We start from the raw sequence: 16,514 nt of genomic DNA on the forward strand, positions 1-16,514 counted from the left end.
TTGCCTGATCGCATCACGGGTAATGGTGAGCTTTCGGGCTCACAGGTCAGATTGGTCTATGACTCATTCCGGCCGCACCGTCGGCCTGATCGCCATCGGGACGTGAGCTACGAATGGTCTTCGGACTATCCGTTGTCAAAGCAAGCAGCTAAGAGTCCCCAGCCAACGCTAGTGCGCATTACGTTCAGCCTCAACGACGAAGAGATAGCAGCATTTCGCGATGAAACGAGTCTCGCTAATAATGGAACACTTCCAATCGAGCTCAAGTTCAATCGCGCGAGGACATCCCTGCAAGTTGTGAAGCCAGGTCGAGGTGCTGCAGGGTACACAAGCAAAGCGCCAGCCATCGCGAAGTTTGTGAGTGAACGTATCGATTACGTCATTGTCCCCGCAGTTCGAACGATGGATCAGGCCATGGAATTGCTGAACAACTTGGCTGCACTCCGACTCAACGAACTGGCGCGCACTGATGAGTATCTAAAAGCCTTACGCCAAGTTGATGAATTGCGATCAAGTGCAGTCGAAAGTGTTCAAGCGGACCTCAAGGAAACGATTTCAACCTACCTCGCGAACGTGGAGAGTGTTGAACTGTCTCGACGCGACGTTCGCGCAGCGGAAACGATAAACCGAGTGACTATTGACGACGGGTCGCCAACGTCGCTCGCACAGAAAGGTGATGGAGTGAAGAGCCTATTCGCACTTGCACTAATCCAGCACCTAGCTCACCAGCGAGTAGACCAGGATAAGTCCAACTTAGTTCTGTTGGTTGATGAACCGGAGGCGCACTTGCACTCGCGTGCTGTGCACGACCTTTTGGCGTTATTCACGAAGATCGCGCGTGAGCAACAAGTCGTGCTCGCAACCCATAATCCGATCTTCGTAAACCGCGAAACCATCGCTGCCAACGTTCTTGTGCGAAGTAACGCAGCCTCTGCCGCCCATTCAGTGCATAGCATTAGGGAAGTTCTCGGTGTGGAACTGCAGGACAACCTCGATTCGGCTGAGATAGTCGTGCTCACGGAAGGATGGACTGATGCAAAGATCCTTCCTGCTGTGCTCGCACACATGAGCTCGCGAGCTGAGAGAGACATCGCAACCGGGCGGGTGATTTTCAAAGCAACTACAGGGGCGGGGAAGCTCGCTCGTCATATTCAACGCGAGCGTTCCACCGCTTGTCGCATACTTGCAGTTCTTGACGGGGACAAGGCGGGGCAAGATCAAGCGGTGAGGTTGCATGACGACGGAGTTCTTGATCGGAAGAATATCTTCGTGCTTCGGGATTCTATGCGTACGGCCTCTGAGATCGAGGATCTTCTTGACCCGCAGGTCTATCTTGAAACACTTGAGGTGAAGTTTGGCCGCCGATTCAAAGAGAATCACTTCAAGAACCCGCGCCGAAAATGGTCGCAGAATTTCCTTGCCGCAGCATCATCTCTCGGGCTTTCGGGAGCGGAAGCGGAACTGCTGAAAGAAGCGAAACTGGCAGTATGCGAGTCGGCCGTTACTGCCGCCGAGCAGCCAATGAGATTGACTTCTTTGCCTGGCGTAGAGGCACTGAGCGAAGCCATCTGGAAACAATAACCACATTCTTGCCAAGAACGAAGGCCTACGTTGGTAGATATTAACTTCTAATCAGCGGACAATGCGAGCAGGTCCGCTTCAGCGGTGTTCCTGTGAATCCAAGACTTCAAGCTTGACTGCAGGACTCGGTGCGCGGGTTGATCGTGAGACCGGGTGGTAGCGCATACAAGGTGGCGGCCAGAAGGAAGCGTCCTTATCCTCTACCACTCGGACCCGTATCAGACTGTGTGGTCTCCCATTTCGGGTGCTCGCGCATAGAGCCTGACTTGACCGCTTTGATGCATTTCTTTGGTATCCAGGATGAAGTTTCGCATGATCACGCGGTTCTCCTGCGAGCATGTGGTTACTAATCCTTGGCCAATGCGCCATTCTGAGTGCGAGTAGGCATTTACAGAACCTGCAAAAATGCCCCCTCTTCCGCCGTTTCACGTCCCAGAATCGCGTCGCAGCCGCGCTTGTCAGCGTTTGAGCACGTGAAGAATCGCATCTCATCCAGATTTCACGAGCGTCGAGGGCAGCAACGAGCTGAGAACGAAGGCAAGACTGTCGAACGTCACGCAGACACGCCGATAGTCAACGAACTCAACGCTCATTCAACGGCTTTCGGACCAATAGCGGCGCAAGTCCGGGGGTACTAATTCGGTCATCAACTCGGGGGACCTGTATCAGACTGTGTGGTCTCCCATTCCGGGTGCTCGCGCATAGAGTGCGCGGGCTCCGGTTCGCGTTGTCCTGCTCCGGCGGGTTGGGTAATGACGAGGATTCGTTGGGATCTCGGTTGGTTGACTTTCGCTCGGGACTTCTGCATACTCACATGTACATAGTTGTCCACGTACAAATTGGTTCGGATCGATGAAGATTGCAGTGATCGGAAGTTACGGCGCGGGCCTCACCATGCGGGTGCCCCGAGCGCCGGAAGCCGGGGAGACGCTGACCGGCGACGGCTTCGAGGCGGGGCCCGGAGGCAAGGGCTCCAACCAGGCGATCGGCGCCGCGCGGCTGGGCGCGACAGTGTCGTTGCTGACCGCGATCGGCGACGACGCGTTCGGGCGTTCGGCCCGCTCGCTGTGGAGCGATGAGGGAGTGGATGCTTCCGGCATCCTGATCTCTGATGATGCCCCCACCATGGCCGGCTTCATCATGGTCGAGCCCTCGGGCGAGAACCGCATCGTCATCGCGCCCGGCGCCCTCGACCTGCTGAACGAGAGTCACGTGGAGGCGTTCCGCAGCGAGGTCGCCGCCGCGGACCTCGTGCTCGTCTCGATGGAGATTCCGATCTCGGCCGTCGCCGCCGCCGTGCGAATAGCGCGAGAAGAGGGCGTGCGCACGGTGCTGAACCCGGCGCCGGCCCGCCCGCTCTCTGCCGAGATTCTGGGCAATGTCGACATCATCACGCCGAACCAGACCGAGGCGCGCATCATTCTCGACCTGGACGACGCACCGAACGACGACGTGGCGTTGGCACGGCGTATCGCTGAGCGCATCGACGGAGCCGTCGTCATGACGCGCGGCTCAGACGGCGCGATCATCGTCGAGAACGGCGAGACGTTGCACGTCGACCCCGTTGTCGCAACGCAGGTCGTCGACACCACGGGTGCGGGCGACTCGTTCAACGCCGCGCTCGCCGTTGCCCTTGCCGGAGGCAGCTCGCTGCGCGACGCCGCCGCGTATGGCGCACAGGCTGGCGCATTCACGGTCGCCACGAACGGCGTCGTTCCGGCCCTCCCTACCCACCACGACTTGAGCTTCACGATCGGAGTGTCCCAGTGACCGCAGCTACCGCCACCGCCCCGCGGCGTGCATCGTTCGACCCGCGCAAGCTGCTGCACGCCCGCGAAGCTGGCGTGTTCGCCGCCCTTGTGCTCCTCTTTATTCTTGGCGCCGTTCTCTCGCCGAGTTTCATGCAGGCGGGAAACCTCCTCTCGGTCGGCCAGCAGATCTCGCAGATCGGGATCATGGCCGTTGGCGCGACATTCGTGATCGTCAACGGTGAGATCGACCTGTCAGTCGGATCCGTATACGCGCTGGCAGCGATCTCAACAGGACTCGCAATCGAAGGTGGAACGCCGTGGTCCATCGCGATTGTGATCGGTCTTGCTGTCGGTGCCGTCGCCGGGCTGCTCAACGGTCTTGCCGTCGTGATGCTCGGGGTCCCCAGCTTCATCGTCACGCTTGGAAGCCTGAGTGTCTTTCGCGGTGTTGCGCTCTTGATCTCTGACGGAGCCCCGATCTCTCTGAGCTCCAGTCAGGCCGGCGTCGCCGAGTTCAACCTGATCGGTCAGGGATACCTGTTCGGTGTGATTCCCATGCAGCTTGTCGTCTTTGCTGTGATCGCCGCTCTCGGAGTCGTGCTGCTGTCTCGCTCGCGGCTCGGCTTCAACACCTACGCCGTCGGGGGCAACCCTGAGGCAGCCAGGCTCGTCGGCATTGAGGTGAAAGGCGTCAAGCTCACGGCGTTCATCATCGCCGGTCTCACCGCTGCAGCCGCGGGAGTGCTCGGGCTTTCGTTCCTCTCGTACGTTCAGGGAGTGACCGGAACCGGCCTCGAGCTGACCGTCATCTCAGCCGTCATCATCGGTGGCGCTGCACTCTTCGGCGGATCAGGAACGATGTGGGGAACCATCATCGGCGTGGCGTTCATCGGACTGCTGCAGAACATCCTCAATATCAACGGCATTTCATCGTTCTGGCAGACCGTCGTGACCGGTCTTGTCATCGTGGCGGCTGTCGCTACAGACACCTGGCAGCGGCGGCGAAAGTCCAAGGCTTAGGCGAGACCTTCCTCGCACAACATCTCGACCCTTACATCCCCACTCACGCTATTTCGGACCAAAGGAGGACCGATGTCTTTCAAGACTAAAACCCGTCGTCTGCTCGTTGCAGGCGCAGCAGCAGTAGCGAGTGCGCTAGTTCTGGCTGGCTGCGGCGCAATCACCCCGGCGAATTCCAGTGGAGAAGAGCAAGAGTTTGAACTTGCCGACTACATTCAACAGCGCATCGACGATGGAGATCCGCTGCGCATCAAACTGAGCTACCATGACCCCTCGCTCGCATTCGCCACCCCGATCAAGGCAGGAATGGAAAAGGCCGGAGAGGAGTTCGGCGTTGACGTAAGCCTGATCGGGCCAACAGGCGGCGACGCGGCCAAGCAGGTCTCTGAGCTCCAGACCCTGATTCAGCAGAAGGCCGTTGACGGTCTTGCCGTCTCGTCTGCGTCAAGCGATGCGCTTAAGCCCGTGATCTCACAGGCCTACGACGCGGGAATTCCGATCATCTCGTTTAATACGGACAACCCGGGCTCCGACCAGATGGGCTTTGTCGGCCAGGACCTCAAGGCGTCGGGAGCTTCCGAGGCAGAGGAACTGCTGAAGACGCTCGGCGACAGTGCATCTGGAAAAGTCGTCGTGTTCTCCCTCGACACCGGGGCCGGCTGGTCTCACGATCGCTTCGGCGGTTTCGAAGAGGCGCTGGCCGACACTGATCTCGAGGTCGTCGGACCGGTCAACGTGGGCAACGAGCCCAGTGAGGCTTACAACACCGTTGCGTCGACGATGGCGGGACAGAAGGATGTTGTAGCAATCGCTGGTCTTGACTGCTGCTCGACGACCGCGGCTGCGAAATGGATCGCCCAGTCGGGCAAAGCCGCCGACATCGCCATGGTCGGTTTCGACCTTCTGTCAACGACAGCCGGCTACATCGAGGAAGGCGTCGTGACGTTCACGATCAGCCAGAACCCGACGGAGCAGGGCTACCAGGCGGTGAAGGTTCTCACCGATTTCCTGCAAGAGGGAATGCCCATTGAGGGGGTCGACACCGGGGCTCAGATCATCACCAAGGAGAACCTCGACGAAGCCACGGTGGAGGACTGATGGCTTCCGCAACGCCGCTCGTCGAAATCCGCGAGCTCTCGCGCAACTTCGGGCCGGTTCGGGCACTTGACGATGTCAGCTTCGACATTGTCGAGGGCGAGGTGATGGGTCTGGTCGGTGAGAACGGTGCAGGCAAATCGACACTGTTGAAGATCTTGGCGGGCCTGCAACCGCCGAGCTCAGGCACGGTTCGAGTCGACGGTAGCGCAATCGAGAGCTTCGATCCCAACACCGTACTAAGCAAGCACTCGATCGCGATCGTTCCCCAGGAACTGTCGCTGCTGCAAGATCGGACAGTCGCCGAGAACATCCTCGCGGGCATTGAACCCGGCTCGCGGCTCTTCCCGTCGAAACGCCAAATGGATGCTCGTGCCCGTGACCTCCTCGCGGAACTGGACCTCGACATCGATCCCGGCGCGAGTGTTCGTCAGCTCGACCTTGCGATTCAACAGCTCGTGGTCGTCGCGCGCTCGATTGCACGCGGCTGCAAGGTCCTGATTCTCGATGAGCCGACAGCAATGCTCACCCCCGCAGAAGCCAGCAGGCTCTTCGCGCTCATGGCCAAGCTCAAATCGCAGGGCACGACCATGGTGTACGTCTCGCACCGGATGCCAGAGATCTTTGAACTCTGCGATCGGCTCGAAGTGCTGCGCGATGGCCGACACGTGGCGTCGTGGCACCGCGACGAAGTGACTCCAGATGACGTTGTCGCTGCGATGGTCGGCCGTGAACTGGAGAAGTTCGACGGGCGCGACAACCGATCGATTCCGGCCGACGTCGCTCCGGCATTGAGGGTGACTGAGTTGAGCGGCCGTCGTCACGACGACGTCACCTTCGACGTGCGTCCGGGGGAGATTCTCGGAATCGCGGGCCTTCCAGACTCGGGGCGAGTCGAACTGCTCGCGAACATTTTCGGTTCAGACCGAGCGAGATCAGGTCGCGTCACGCTCAAGGGTGCGCCCTACGAATCGCGCTCGCCGATCGCGAGTGTTGGGCACAAGCTGGGCTTTCTGCCTGGAGAACGCCGTGCCCAAGGCATCCTGACGACGATGACCGTTGGCGAGAACATCGGTGTGCTTCGAACGCGCGCACACTCCACCCTGGGAATGGTCCAGAAGGGAAAGCTGGCCACGTTCTCACAGAAGCTCGCCGAAAGTATGCGCGTGAAGACGGCGAGTCTCGGTGCTCCGATTACGAGCCTTTCCGGTGGCAACCAGCAGAAAGCTCTACTGGCGCGCTGGATGTCCATCGACCCGGAGGTTCTCATGCTCGATGAGCCGACCCGCGGCGTGGACGTGGGAGCGAAAGTCGAGATCTATGAACGGCTCTTCGATCTGGCCGATCGGGGCGTCGCGATCATTTGCTCGTCGTCAGACCTACCAGAGCTGCTGACGGCAACCGACCGCATTCTCGTGATGCGCGAAGGAAGAGTCGCGGGCGTGCTTGAATCCCGCGACGCAACGGAGGAATCCATTATGGCGCTCGCCACCAACGCCTCGGCTGACGAGCTCGCCTCGACGAAGGGACTGGAATGAAACGCACCGGCATTTTGAACGCCGAACTGAGCGGAGCGCTTGCCACACTCGGCCACACCGACCTGCTCATGGTCGTGGACGCGGGTTTCCCGATTCCACGCAGCGCACATCGCGTCGACCTCGCCATCGCAGAGAACCTGCCCGACCTTCGCACGGTGCTTGGTCTCATCGCAGATGAGCTTGTCGTCGAGGGGGTCGTGCGGGCAGAAGACGTGACCACGAACAACCCTCGACTTGACGAGTGGATTCAGGGGCGCTTCACCGATGCCGAATTCTCGACGCGCTCGCACGCCGACATGCTGGGCGAACTTGCCCAGCAGGCCAAGGTGATCGTACGCACCGGGGCTTTCGAGCCGTGGGGAAACATCGGCCTCTTCTGCGGAGTGGACGTCCCTCGCTGGTTCGGCGGCGACGGCGTCATCGCCCCGGACTACTACGCGTCAAAGCTTTAAACCTCATACAACAGAAAGATGGAAATGACTGACACCACGGCGACCGGCACAGCGACCCTGTCACCGGCACAACTGGCCCCCTACATCCAGCACACGAAGATCGAAACGGGAATCACTCGTGACGAGATGCTTGCGCACGCACATGAAGCGATTGAGCACGGATTCAACGCTGCGATGGTTCCCGCATCCTGGATCCGCGACGTTGCCAGCGAACTGGCTGGGACCGGCGTCGAGCTCGCTACAGCGCTCGACTTTCCCACGGTCGGGGTCATGACCAGCGCCGGAAAGGCGGCCGAGGCCGAGGCGATTGCCAAGCTCGGCGCGACGCAGCTAGACATTGGCGTGCAGGTCGGATGGCTCAAGAGTGGCCTGTACGACGCCTTCCGTGACGACATCGCTGGTGTCGTGAAAGCGAGCGGCATTCCCGTGAAGGTGATGCTCGAGCTTCCACTGCTCACGGACGCTGAGAAGGAAACCGCGGTCGAGCTCGCAATGGAGGCCGGGGCCGCGTTCTTGAAGAACGCATCGAGTGGTCAGATTGAGACCGCGAATCCTGACAGCATCCGGTATCTCGTCGACCGAGCTCGCGACGGAGTGAAGGTCAAGGCGTCGGGATCGATCAAGACATACCGTCAGGCGCTGGGACTTATTGACGCAGGCGCGGTGCTACTCGGCACGAGCGCCGGCATGGCCATTATCAGCGACACCGGTGACGAGAATACGACGAGTTACTGATCTCTGCGCATCACCGCCTGCCTCGATACTCTCGAGCAGGCGGTGATACTTGTAGGAGTCGAAGAGTGAGGAGCGACTGTGGGGGAACAGGCCGTCGGAAATGGGTCTGAGATCCAACGTGAGCTGCCGGTAGCGATCCATGCTCAGATCTCGGATCGTTTTCGTTCGCGAATCGCTTCGGGGGAATGGCCGGCCAACTACAGGCTGAAGAGCGAGCCGGAGCTCTCACGCGAGCTCGGCGTAAGTCGAGGCACGCTCCGACGCGCGATGACCACCCTTATCGAAGAAGGGCTGCTAAAACAGGTGCGCGGTCGGGGAACGTTCGTGACCTCGACGACAATCGAACCCGCAATTGCGCAGAAGCTGAGCACGCTGACCGAGGACTTTGCAAATCAGGGTATCGAGACGAATACCGAAGTGATCGAGGCGACGCTGATCGACCCGCCTCGGCCGATCGCGGCTCTGCTCGACGTTGGCCCCGGGGGCTCAGTGCTCAAGCTTGTGCGGCGCCGCAGCACCGTCGAAGGGCCCGTTGCCCTGCTCTACAACTACGTGCGCGCGGATCTTGCGCCGGGAATTCAGAAGGTGGACTTTTCGAAGGCCAGTCTCTTCGGAGCCCTCGAAGGGCAGTTTGGGCTCAAGATCGCGTCAGCGCGGCGAACATTCAGTGCCCGAGCGGCCGAGGGAAATGTTGCTGAGTATCTCGAGCTGCCGACCGGATCGCCGGTGCAATATCTCGAGCAGGTCACCTACCTTTCGGATGATCGGCCCATTGAGTACTCGGATGTCTGGATTCATTCAGGGCGCCTTCGTGTGACGTCGTTGCTCTCGCGCCGCTGAGCGTCGCGGAAAGAACCTTGGTCGCGTTGCTCGCCGGGCTGTACGCAGCAAGATAGCGAGACGACATAGGGAAAGGTCGACGTTCGTGCGTTCAACGATGCTTTTCCGTTAGTTGATGTCGAACTCATTGCCCTCCGGATCGCGCATCGCGATCGCGTAGTGGTCGAGACCTTCCGTTTCGAGGACGCGGATGACCGTGGCGCCAAGGGCGGTCAGCCGCTCGGCCTCGTCGTCGATGCGTCGCTTGCGCTCCGGCATCGGCACTTTGCGCCCGCCACTCGCGTTGACGTCGAGGTGCAGCCGGTTCTTCAGCGACTTCTTCTCGGGCACGATCTGGAACCAGATGCGCGGACCATCTCCCTCGGGATCGATGATCGAGTCGAAGCCGACGCCGAGCTCGTCTTCAGAAACGCCGACGCTTCGCCAGTACTCGTTCCAGTCGTCGAAGCCCTCGGGTGGCGGCTCGAGCTGGTAGTGCAGTGCCTCTGCCCAGAAGCGTGCAAGCAGTTCGGGGTCACTGCAGTCGATCACCATTTGGAAGCACACCATTGTCGTCCTCCGCTCGACGGCTCTGATCTGCTCGCAGTATGACACCGACCGCTGACAGGGGGCGTCGTGGAGATCAGCCGAGGCGCGTGCGCGTGTCGGGCGGGACGTTGAAGGCGATCAGCTGCGGGTCGGCGTTCGACGTGAGGCGGAACGCCGTGACCGCTGCGTTCGTGACGCCCGGGAACAGTGCGCGGTAGCGGTCGAGGTCGAGACCCAGCAGGTGGCAGAGCAGCAGTCGCATGAGCGTCGAATGCATGACGACGAGCACACGGCCGTCAGGATGCTGCGCACAGAGGTCGTCGAGGGCAGGAGCGCAGCGCGCGACAGCATCCGCCCCCGGTTCGCCATCCGGCAGCGGTACGGTGCCGGGGGCACCGAGGAACGCCTCAAGCTCGACGGGGAAGCGCTCGCGCATCTCGGCGCGCGTGAGGCCGTCGCCACGCCCGAAGTCGACCTCGACCAGGCGCGGGTCTTTCGTGAGCGGAAGACCCGTCGCCTCGGCTGCCGGTGTCGCCGTGAGTACCGAACGGCTGAGCGTCGAGCTGCACACCGCGTCGAGTTCCGCGCGGGCGGCCCACTCGCCGAGCTGCTCCGCCTGCTCGTATCCGCGCGGCGTCATGCCGACGTCACTGCGGCCGGCGTAGCGGTTCTCGGCATGCCACTCGGTTTCGCCGTGGCGACTCAGAAACAGCGTGGTCACGTCAGATCCACCCCTTCTCAGTGAGAGCATCGCGGAACGCGGCATAGGCGTCGGCGAGGCGCGTTGCGCGAGCAGCATCCGGTTCGACAATGGTGCGGATGCGGCTCATCGACGACGCTACATGGTCGAGTGCGAGTGGGGTCGAGGATACTTGCGCGGCACCCCACCGTGCGAGGATCGCCATGCCCAGGCTGCCCTCTGCCGTTTCGGGGAGCGCGATCGGGCGATCAAGCAGCGCTGCCCGCATGCGGTTCCACGTGGCGCTGCGCGTACCGCCTCCCGACGACGAGAACCGGCCGGTCAGCGGGGCACCCTGCTCGGCGAGCACGTCGAAACATAGGCGCTCCACGCACGCGATACCCGTCCAGATGGACTCGACGGCTTCGTCGAGAGGACGCGAGCGGAGGGCGTCGAGAGGCCGGAGGCGGTATCGGTCGGAGCCGGTCGCGGGGAACAGTGCGAAGCCAGACGCGTCAGGCGAGAGAAACGGGAAGCGCTCGCCGCGGCGCGTGAGCGGATAGCTCGGGGTGATGGCGCTCGTGCGCTCGCCGATCACGGCGTCGAGCGCAGAGAGGTCGGCGTCGGGAAAGACGCTCGTGAGCGCACCCGCGCCGACGTTCGACGCGCCTCCCGGAAGCCAGAGGTCGCCATGTGGTGCGCGATGCGAGTACACCGCTCCCGACCCATCGCTGACCGGCTTCGGCGTGACGCCCTTGATCACGAGCGTCGTGCCGACCACCGTGTGCCAGTCGCCCGGAGCGAGAGCGCCCGCGCCGAGCTGGGCCGCGCAGCCGTCGGTGAGCCCCGCGAACACGGCGGTGCCCTGCGGCAGACCACTCGCACGTTCCCAGACGGCCGAGGTCTCGCCGATGCGAGTGCCGGGCGCGACGACGTCGGGCAGCTGGCTCAGGGCGATGGATGCTGTCGCCAGCACCTCCGTCGGCCACTCGCCCGCCCGAACGTCGTACCCGCTCTTGAGCGCACTCGTCCAGTCGGTGGGCGCGGCGTGCCCGAGCATGGCCGCGGCGAGCACGTCGCCCTGGAGCGCGACGCGGTGGCCAGGCGGCAGGAGCCCTTCGGCGGCGAGCCAGGCGATGCGGCAGAGTGCCCAGCTCGGCTGAATGGAGACCCCGAGCTTCTGCCAGCGGTCGGCGCCAGCGTCACGCAGAGCGGGTGCGAACGCGGCGCCGCGCGAATCGTCGTACATGAGCCCCGGCGTCGTCGGGGTGCCGTGTTCGTCAAGCGCGACGATCGTTCCGCTCGTTGAGCAGTACGAGACGCCGCCGATGAGGGCGCGCTCAGCGTCGGTGAGCTCACGCAGTGCCTGCGCGAGCGCTGCTGCCGCAGCATCCGTCCACTCTGTCGGATTCTGCTCGTGCCGCTCGGCGTCGCGGGTGCTCGTCAGCGGATGCTGCCCGGTCGAACGGATCGTGCCCGACTCGGTCGCGACGATGGTCTTGACACTCTGGGTGCCGAGGTCAATGCCGACCCAGAGCCGTTCGGCGTCAGACGTGTCGCCGCCGGTCATGCGTTGTTCCAGCGCGTGCGCGCGGCCCCGAGCTCGGCGAGGTACTCGCGGTAGACCGCGTCGAGCGCGGCGTGGGCGTCGGGGTTCGGGTCGAGACGCGTGCGCTGTTGCCGCCACGCATCGGTGTCGACCGGGGTGCCGAGGCGCTTCCACGCCACCTGCGCGGCGCCGCGGATGCCGACCTGCGCCTCATGGGGAATCCAGATGGGCGTACCCATGGTGTCGGCGAGCAGCTGCGCCCACGCCGTCGAGCGCACGCCTCCGCCGCTTGCTGAGAGCTCGCCGTCGAAGCCGGGCACCTCGAGGCAGTGCCGGGCGGCGAACACGACCGATTCGCACAGCGCTCGCACGACATCCGCACGCGTGTTCGCGATGGTGAGCCCGGTGAACTGGCCGCGCGCGAGCGGGTCGACGAAGGGAGCGCGCTCGCCCGCGGGTGAAAGGAACGAGAGCGCTCTGACGCCGTTCGCGCCTGGAGGACTCTGCTCCAGCAGCCCAGTGAGGTCGCTCGGCTCGAGCCGGAACATCGACAGCATCCAGTCGATGCCCGCGGTGCCGACCATCGACGGCATGACCCGCAGGTAGAGGTCGGGGTCGGGCGTGCAGAGCCACATGCCCGCGGGTTCGAACTCCGGGCGGATCGTCGTGTCGCGTGTGAACACCTGGCACGCGAGAGTCGTGCCGATGATGACGGTTCCATCGCCCGCGTGCTCAGCGCCGGCCCCGAAGCTGCACGCCTGCAGGTCGTAGGGACCGCTCGACACCGGTGTGCCGGCAGGGAGCCCGAGAAGCTCTGCTCCCGCAGCATCCAGAGTAAAGACCTTGTCGACGGCAGCGGGCGCGGAGAGCAAGTGCTGCCACTTGGCAATGCCGCATAGCTCGAGGGCCTCGGTGACGTACTCGCGCGTGGTCACGTTGAGAAACGGCAGCGACGCGTCAGAGGCATCGACGGTGATCTCTCCGGTGAGACGCTGCAGCACGGCATCGGCGCAGTACCCGGCGACGGCCGCCTTCTCGAGCGACTCGGGCTCATGCTCCGACAGCCACGCGAGCAGCCCCGCGTGGCTTCCGGGAAACACGCCTGACCCGGTCAGACGGAAGACGCGCTCGGTGACGCTGTCGGCGCCGCCCTCGCCCCACCGCGCCACGATGCTCGATGCCCGAGCGTCCATCCACGACATTGGGTTGCGCACGGCCCGGCCCTGAGCGTCGCGCAGCCAGAGTCCGTCGCCCTGTGCCGTGATCGCAACAGCATCAATGGGACCGGATGCTGAGTGCACGACCTCACGCGCGACGCGTGCGACCGAATCCATGACGTCATCGAGGTCTTGCTCGACCTGCCCATCGGGCCCCTTGATGAGCGCGGAGCTCGTCGACGCGTGGTGGTGCGATGTGCCGTCACGGTCGATGAGCGCAGCCTTGGTCACCGAGGTGCCGATGTCGATTCCGAGAATCATGTCTCACCCTTCTCTTCGCCCGCGAGCGGTGGATGTCAGCGGTTCAGGACGTCTGGGTTGGCGAGATGCTGCAGAGGTTCGCCCGCGATGAAGCGAGCGGCTTCGCCGGCGATGATGGATGCTGCCCGCTCGGCGGTCTGCCGCGACGCGCCCGCGAGATGTGGTGAGAGCACGACGTTCGGTGCGTCGAAGAGCGGCCACTCCGGCCCCGGCGGCTCTTCGTCGTAGACGTCGAGTGCGAGCGCGCCGATGTGCCCGGAGCGCAGCAGCTCGGGCAGTGGCGCGTAGTCGAGCAGGCCGCCGCGCGCAGCGTTGACGAGCACGGTGCCCGGCCGCATCCGTAGCAGCCTTTCGCCGTTGATGATGTGCTCGGTCTCGGGGCTGAGGCGCGCGTGCAGACTCACGACGTTGCTGCGGTCAATGAGCTCGTCGAGCGACACCGCGCTGACGCCGTCGGACTCGATGCTCGCAGCATCCGCATAGGGGTCATACGTCACGACGTCGGCGCCGAACGCGAGAAGCACGCGCGCGACAATGCGGCCGATCGCGCCGTATCCGACGAGACCGACTGTCGACCCGCCGAGCTCGGTGCCGGCGCTGTCGTGACTGTAGTAGTCGCCGCGCCACGTGCCGCGCTTCATCTCGGCATCCGCGTCGCTGATGTGCCGCATGCCCGCGAGCATGAGTCCGATCGTGAACTCTGCCGCGGCCTGCGCGTTGCGCCCCGGAGCGAACGACACGCGCACACTCGCTGCCGTCGCCGCCTCGAGGTCGACGTTGACGGGACCGCCGCGGCTCACCCCGACGAACTTGAGGTTCGGGCACGCATCGAAGACCTCTTTCGTGAACGGCGCGAGCTGCGTGACCGCGATGTCGGCGTTCCCCACCGCCTCGATCATCTCGTCGATCGTGCCCGTGGCCTCGGCGACGTTGCCGACCGGGCCGAACGGCACTTGCGGCCATGGGAACGTGACTTCAGAGAAGGTCAGCTCGGCCTGCGCACCGGTGCGCTCGCGCAGCGCGTTGACGAAGAGTTCGGGAAGAACGAAGTTGTCGCCCGCGGAGAGTACGTGCATGGTCCCACCTTCCTGCATCGGACCCGACGGCCTCGATTCAAAATAGCATTCTGGGTGGTAACAATAACAAGCTTGTTGAAAATTGCCTACACCCGAGCGAGATGCACGGCGACGGTTTCGTCGACATCGTCGATGAAGCCCTTCTCGACGTCGTCGGTGACGACGAGGTCGGTGAACTCAGATACCTCGACGTACCGGTGCAGTGAGGACTTGCCGACCTTGCTCGAGTCCATCATGAGAATGCGCCGGGCACCCGCGCTGAGCATGACGCGTTTCATCGACACGACGTCTTGCTCTTGATGGAACGTCCACGACGCGTTCATCGTCGACGTCGACTGGAACACGATGTCGACCGAGTAGCTGCCCAAACCCGTGATGTCGGGCGGCCCGATGTATGAGTCGTGCGAGCGCGAGTAGGTGCCGCCGATCATGATCAGGTGGATGCTCTCGCTGAGGCGCAGTTCCTCGCCGAGCTGGCGGAAGTTCGTGAGTACCGTGAGGGGGCCGATTTCCGCGAGAAACGGAGCGAGCGCGAGGCACGTCGTGGAGTCGTCGACCATGACGGACATGCCCGGTTCGATGAGTTCGGATGCTGTCTTCGCGAGCGCGCTCTTCGCGGCGGGGTTGCGGGTGCGGCGAAACTCGGCGCTCGACTCGAAGACGCTCGTGGGCAGCGCCGAGACGCCACCGTGGAACTTGCGGATGAAGCCCTTCGCTGCGAGCTCGTCGATGTCGCGATGGATCGTCATGAGGCTGCGACCCGTGAGCTCGACGAGTTCTGCCGCGCTCGCGCTGCCCTCGCGCGTGAGGTGATCGATGATGCGGTTCTGCCGCGCCTGGCGGCTCAGTCGATCGGGTGCGTCCGATGCCATGGTTGCCTCCTCGGGTTTCATCCAAGCATTTCCCGCTCATCGGCGACGATTTTCTCTCACTCAGAGAATGGATCTCGCAGCCCTCTCGATACTCTACGCCGAGAAATATCATCGCGTGTGTTAACTTTCCCGAAGTTTTCGAGTACTGTCATGGCTCAAGGTCACATTTCAACGAAGGAGACTCAACGATGAGGGCACAACTGACGAAGGTGGCGCTCATGGGCGCCGCGGCTTCGCTCCTCATGGGTTCGCTTGCGGGGTGTTCGGCAGCCGATTCCGGCGCAGAGTCGGGCGGCAAGATCGCCTTTCTCATGCCGGACCGCGCATCGACGCGCTATGAAGAGCAGGACTCGCCGCTATTCAAGAAGAAGGTCGCAGAGCTCTGCGAGAACTGCGAGGTTCTCTACCAGAACGCCGATGGCGACGCCGCGAAACAGCAGCAGCAGGTCGAGTCGATGATCGCCCAGGGCGTCGACGTGATCGTCATTGACGCTGTGGACACCACGGCCGCAGCATCCAGCGTTCAATCGGCACAAGCCTCAGACATCAAGGTCGTCACGTACGACCGCCCCGTTCCCAGCGTTCCCGCCGACTTCTACGTGTCGTTCGACAACAAAGAGATCGGATCGCTGATCGCCCAGTCGCTCGTCGATCACCTCACCGAGCAGGGCATCACCGACGGCAACCTGCTCATGGTCAACGGTTCGCCCTCCGACGACGCCGCCATGCTCATCAAGGAGGGCTCCGTCGAGGTCGTCGAAGACAGCGGCTTCACGGTGCTCGCGTCGTACGACACCCCGGACTGGGTACCGCAAAAGGCTCAGGACTGGGTCTCGGGGCAGATCTCGCAGTTCCGCGACCAGATTGACGGCGTTGTCGCCGCCAACGACGGCACGGCCGGCGGCACCATTGCCGCATTCAAGGCAGCCGGAATCGGCGACGTTCCGCCCGTGACGGGCAACGACGCCGAGGTTGCTGCGATTCAGCGAGTGATCGCGGGCGATCAGTACAACACGATTTCCAAGCCGATCAGCATCGTCGCCGAGAAGGCGGCGGAGGTCGCGGTCGGCTACATCAACGGGGAAGAGCCCAAGGCGGATGCTGAACTCTTCGAGACGCCGTCGGCCCTGTTCGTTCCCGAGGTCGTCACAGCCGAGAACGTCAAGGAGGTCATCTTCGACGGCGGAATCTACACCGCTGAGGAAGTATGCACCGACGAGTACGCGGACGCGTGCACGGAGCTCGGAATCGAATAATCGCACGGGGACGGCTTGGCGGAGGCACCAAGCCGTCCCTGATGCATGACCAAAAGTGAGTGCA

At 63.0% G+C, this 16,514-nt stretch carries 15 protein-coding genes; 9 read left to right on the forward strand and 6 right to left on the reverse strand.

The genetic code is table 11. From position 1 onward, the window contains the following. Positions 1–171 precede the first annotated feature (171 nt). The 8 genes from ATJ78_RS04180 (at position 172) to ATJ78_RS04215 (ending at position 9,012) form a co-directional block, all read left to right on the forward strand. Positions 172–1,581 carry an ATP-dependent nuclease gene (locus ATJ78_RS04180; RefSeq protein WP_434061507.1) on the forward strand — a complete coding sequence of 470 codons (1,410 nt, stop codon included), beginning with the start codon at positions 172–174 and terminating at the stop codon, positions 1,579–1,581. Between the two features lie 852 nt (positions 1,582–2,433). Then, positions 2,434–3,351: a ribokinase gene (locus ATJ78_RS04185; RefSeq protein ID WP_098406450.1), complete on the forward strand. Its 918-nt coding sequence runs from the start codon at positions 2,434–2,436 to the stop codon at positions 3,349–3,351. Next, positions 3,348–4,352, forward strand: coding sequence for an ABC transporter permease (locus ATJ78_RS04190; protein ID WP_098406451.1), 1,005 nt, complete (start codon positions 3,348–3,350; stop codon positions 4,350–4,352). The genes ATJ78_RS04185 and ATJ78_RS04190 overlap by 4 nt, the downstream gene beginning before the upstream one ends. A gap of 72 nt (positions 4,353–4,424) precedes the next feature. Further along, positions 4,425–5,450: a sugar ABC transporter substrate-binding protein gene (locus ATJ78_RS04195; RefSeq protein ID WP_098406452.1), complete on the forward strand. Its 1,026-nt coding sequence runs from the start codon at positions 4,425–4,427 to the stop codon at positions 5,448–5,450. After that, positions 5,450–6,985, forward strand: coding sequence for a sugar ABC transporter ATP-binding protein (locus ATJ78_RS04200; RefSeq protein WP_098406453.1), 1,536 nt, complete (start codon positions 5,450–5,452; stop codon positions 6,983–6,985). Before ATJ78_RS04195 ends, ATJ78_RS04200 begins: the two co-directional genes overlap by 1 nt. Continuing rightward, the gene (rbsD, locus tag ATJ78_RS04205) at positions 6,982–7,437 is read left to right on the forward strand and encodes a D-ribose pyranase (protein WP_098406454.1); all 456 of its coding nucleotides are present in this window, start codon (positions 6,982–6,984) and stop codon (positions 7,435–7,437) included. Before ATJ78_RS04200 ends, rbsD begins: the two co-directional genes overlap by 4 nt. A 24-nt stretch (positions 7,438–7,461) precedes the next feature. After that, positions 7,462–8,172 carry a deoxyribose-phosphate aldolase gene (gene deoC / locus ATJ78_RS04210; protein WP_098406455.1) on the forward strand — a complete coding sequence of 237 codons (711 nt, stop codon included), beginning with the start codon at positions 7,462–7,464 and terminating at the stop codon, positions 8,170–8,172. A 78-nt stretch (positions 8,173–8,250) separates the two neighbouring features. Then, positions 8,251–9,012: a GntR family transcriptional regulator gene (locus ATJ78_RS04215; protein WP_245836198.1), complete on the forward strand. Its 762-nt coding sequence runs from the start codon at positions 8,251–8,253 to the stop codon at positions 9,010–9,012. 108 nt (positions 9,013–9,120) lie between these two features. Here the strand turns inward: ATJ78_RS04215 and ATJ78_RS04220 are convergent, their stop codons facing one another. The 6 genes from ATJ78_RS04220 to ATJ78_RS04245 form a co-directional block, all read right to left on the reverse strand. After that, the gene (locus ATJ78_RS04220) at positions 9,121–9,546 is read right to left on the reverse strand and encodes a VOC family protein (protein ID WP_245836199.1); all 426 of its coding nucleotides are present in this window, start codon (positions 9,544–9,546) and stop codon (positions 9,121–9,123) included. Positions 9,547–9,634: 88 nt separating this feature from the next. Further along, positions 9,635–10,261, reverse strand: a complete 627-nt coding sequence (locus tag ATJ78_RS04225) for a histidine phosphatase family protein (protein ID WP_098406457.1) — start codon at positions 10,259–10,261, stop codon at positions 9,635–9,637. Between the two features lies 1 nt (position 10,262). Continuing rightward, positions 10,263–11,789 carry an FGGY-family carbohydrate kinase gene (locus tag ATJ78_RS04230; RefSeq protein WP_098406458.1) on the reverse strand — a complete coding sequence of 509 codons (1,527 nt, stop codon included), beginning with the start codon at positions 11,787–11,789 and terminating at the stop codon, positions 10,263–10,265. Further along, positions 11,786–13,246: an FGGY-family carbohydrate kinase gene (locus tag ATJ78_RS04235; RefSeq protein ID WP_098406459.1), complete on the reverse strand. Its 1,461-nt coding sequence runs from the start codon at positions 13,244–13,246 to the stop codon at positions 11,786–11,788. The genes ATJ78_RS04230 and ATJ78_RS04235 overlap by 4 nt, the downstream gene beginning before the upstream one ends. A gap of 35 nt (positions 13,247–13,281) precedes the next feature. Then, on the reverse strand, positions 13,282–14,322 hold the full coding sequence (locus ATJ78_RS04240) for a 2-hydroxyacid dehydrogenase (RefSeq protein ID WP_098406460.1): 1,041 nt from the start codon (positions 14,320–14,322) through the stop codon (positions 13,282–13,284). Positions 14,323–14,408: 86 nt separating this feature from the next. Further along, positions 14,409–15,194: a DeoR/GlpR family DNA-binding transcription regulator gene (locus ATJ78_RS04245; protein ID WP_098406461.1), complete on the reverse strand. Its 786-nt coding sequence runs from the start codon at positions 15,192–15,194 to the stop codon at positions 14,409–14,411. A gap of 188 nt (positions 15,195–15,382) precedes the next feature. Between ATJ78_RS04245 and ATJ78_RS04250 the strand changes: the two genes are divergently transcribed. After that, complete coding sequence (locus ATJ78_RS04250; protein WP_211288427.1) at positions 15,383–16,450, forward strand: ABC transporter substrate-binding protein; 1,068 nt, start codon at positions 15,383–15,385, stop codon at positions 16,448–16,450. The last annotated feature ends 64 nt before the right edge of the window (positions 16,451–16,514 follow it).

The sequence above is a fragment of the Paramicrobacterium agarici genome, assembly GCF_002563955.1.
Classification (GTDB): domain Bacteria; phylum Actinomycetota; class Actinomycetes; order Actinomycetales; family Microbacteriaceae; genus Paramicrobacterium; species Paramicrobacterium agarici.

What these genes read in the sequence shown, in the direction of transcription:
- ATJ78_RS04195 (WP_098406452.1), top strand. Translation starts at nt 4,425, where the DNA reads ATGTCTTTCAAGACTAAAACCCGTCGTCTGCTCGTTGCAGGCGCAGCA.
- ATJ78_RS04235 (WP_098406459.1), bottom strand. Translation starts at nt 13,246, where the DNA reads ATGATTCTCGGAATCGACATCGGCACCTCGGTGACCAAGGCTGCGCTC.
- rbsD (WP_098406454.1), top strand. Translation starts at nt 6,982, where the DNA reads ATGAAACGCACCGGCATTTTGAACGCCGAACTGAGCGGAGCGCTTGCC.
- ATJ78_RS04245 (WP_098406461.1), bottom strand. Translation starts at nt 15,194, where the DNA reads ATGGCATCGGACGCACCCGATCGACTGAGCCGCCAGGCGCGGCAGAAC.
- ATJ78_RS04240 (WP_098406460.1), bottom strand. Translation starts at nt 14,322, where the DNA reads ATGCACGTACTCTCCGCGGGCGACAACTTCGTTCTTCCCGAACTCTTC.
- ATJ78_RS04230 (WP_098406458.1), bottom strand. Translation starts at nt 11,789, where the DNA reads ATGACCGGCGGCGACACGTCTGACGCCGAACGGCTCTGGGTCGGCATT.
- ATJ78_RS04220 (WP_245836199.1), bottom strand. Translation starts at nt 9,546, where the DNA reads ATGGTGATCGACTGCAGTGACCCCGAACTGCTTGCACGCTTCTGGGCA.
- ATJ78_RS04185 (WP_098406450.1), top strand. Translation starts at nt 2,434, where the DNA reads ATGAAGATTGCAGTGATCGGAAGTTACGGCGCGGGCCTCACCATGCGG.
- deoC (WP_098406455.1), top strand. Translation starts at nt 7,462, where the DNA reads ATGACTGACACCACGGCGACCGGCACAGCGACCCTGTCACCGGCACAA.
- ATJ78_RS04200 (WP_098406453.1), top strand. Translation starts at nt 5,450, where the DNA reads ATGGCTTCCGCAACGCCGCTCGTCGAAATCCGCGAGCTCTCGCGCAAC.
- ATJ78_RS04250 (WP_211288427.1), top strand. Translation starts at nt 15,383, where the DNA reads ATGAGGGCACAACTGACGAAGGTGGCGCTCATGGGCGCCGCGGCTTCG.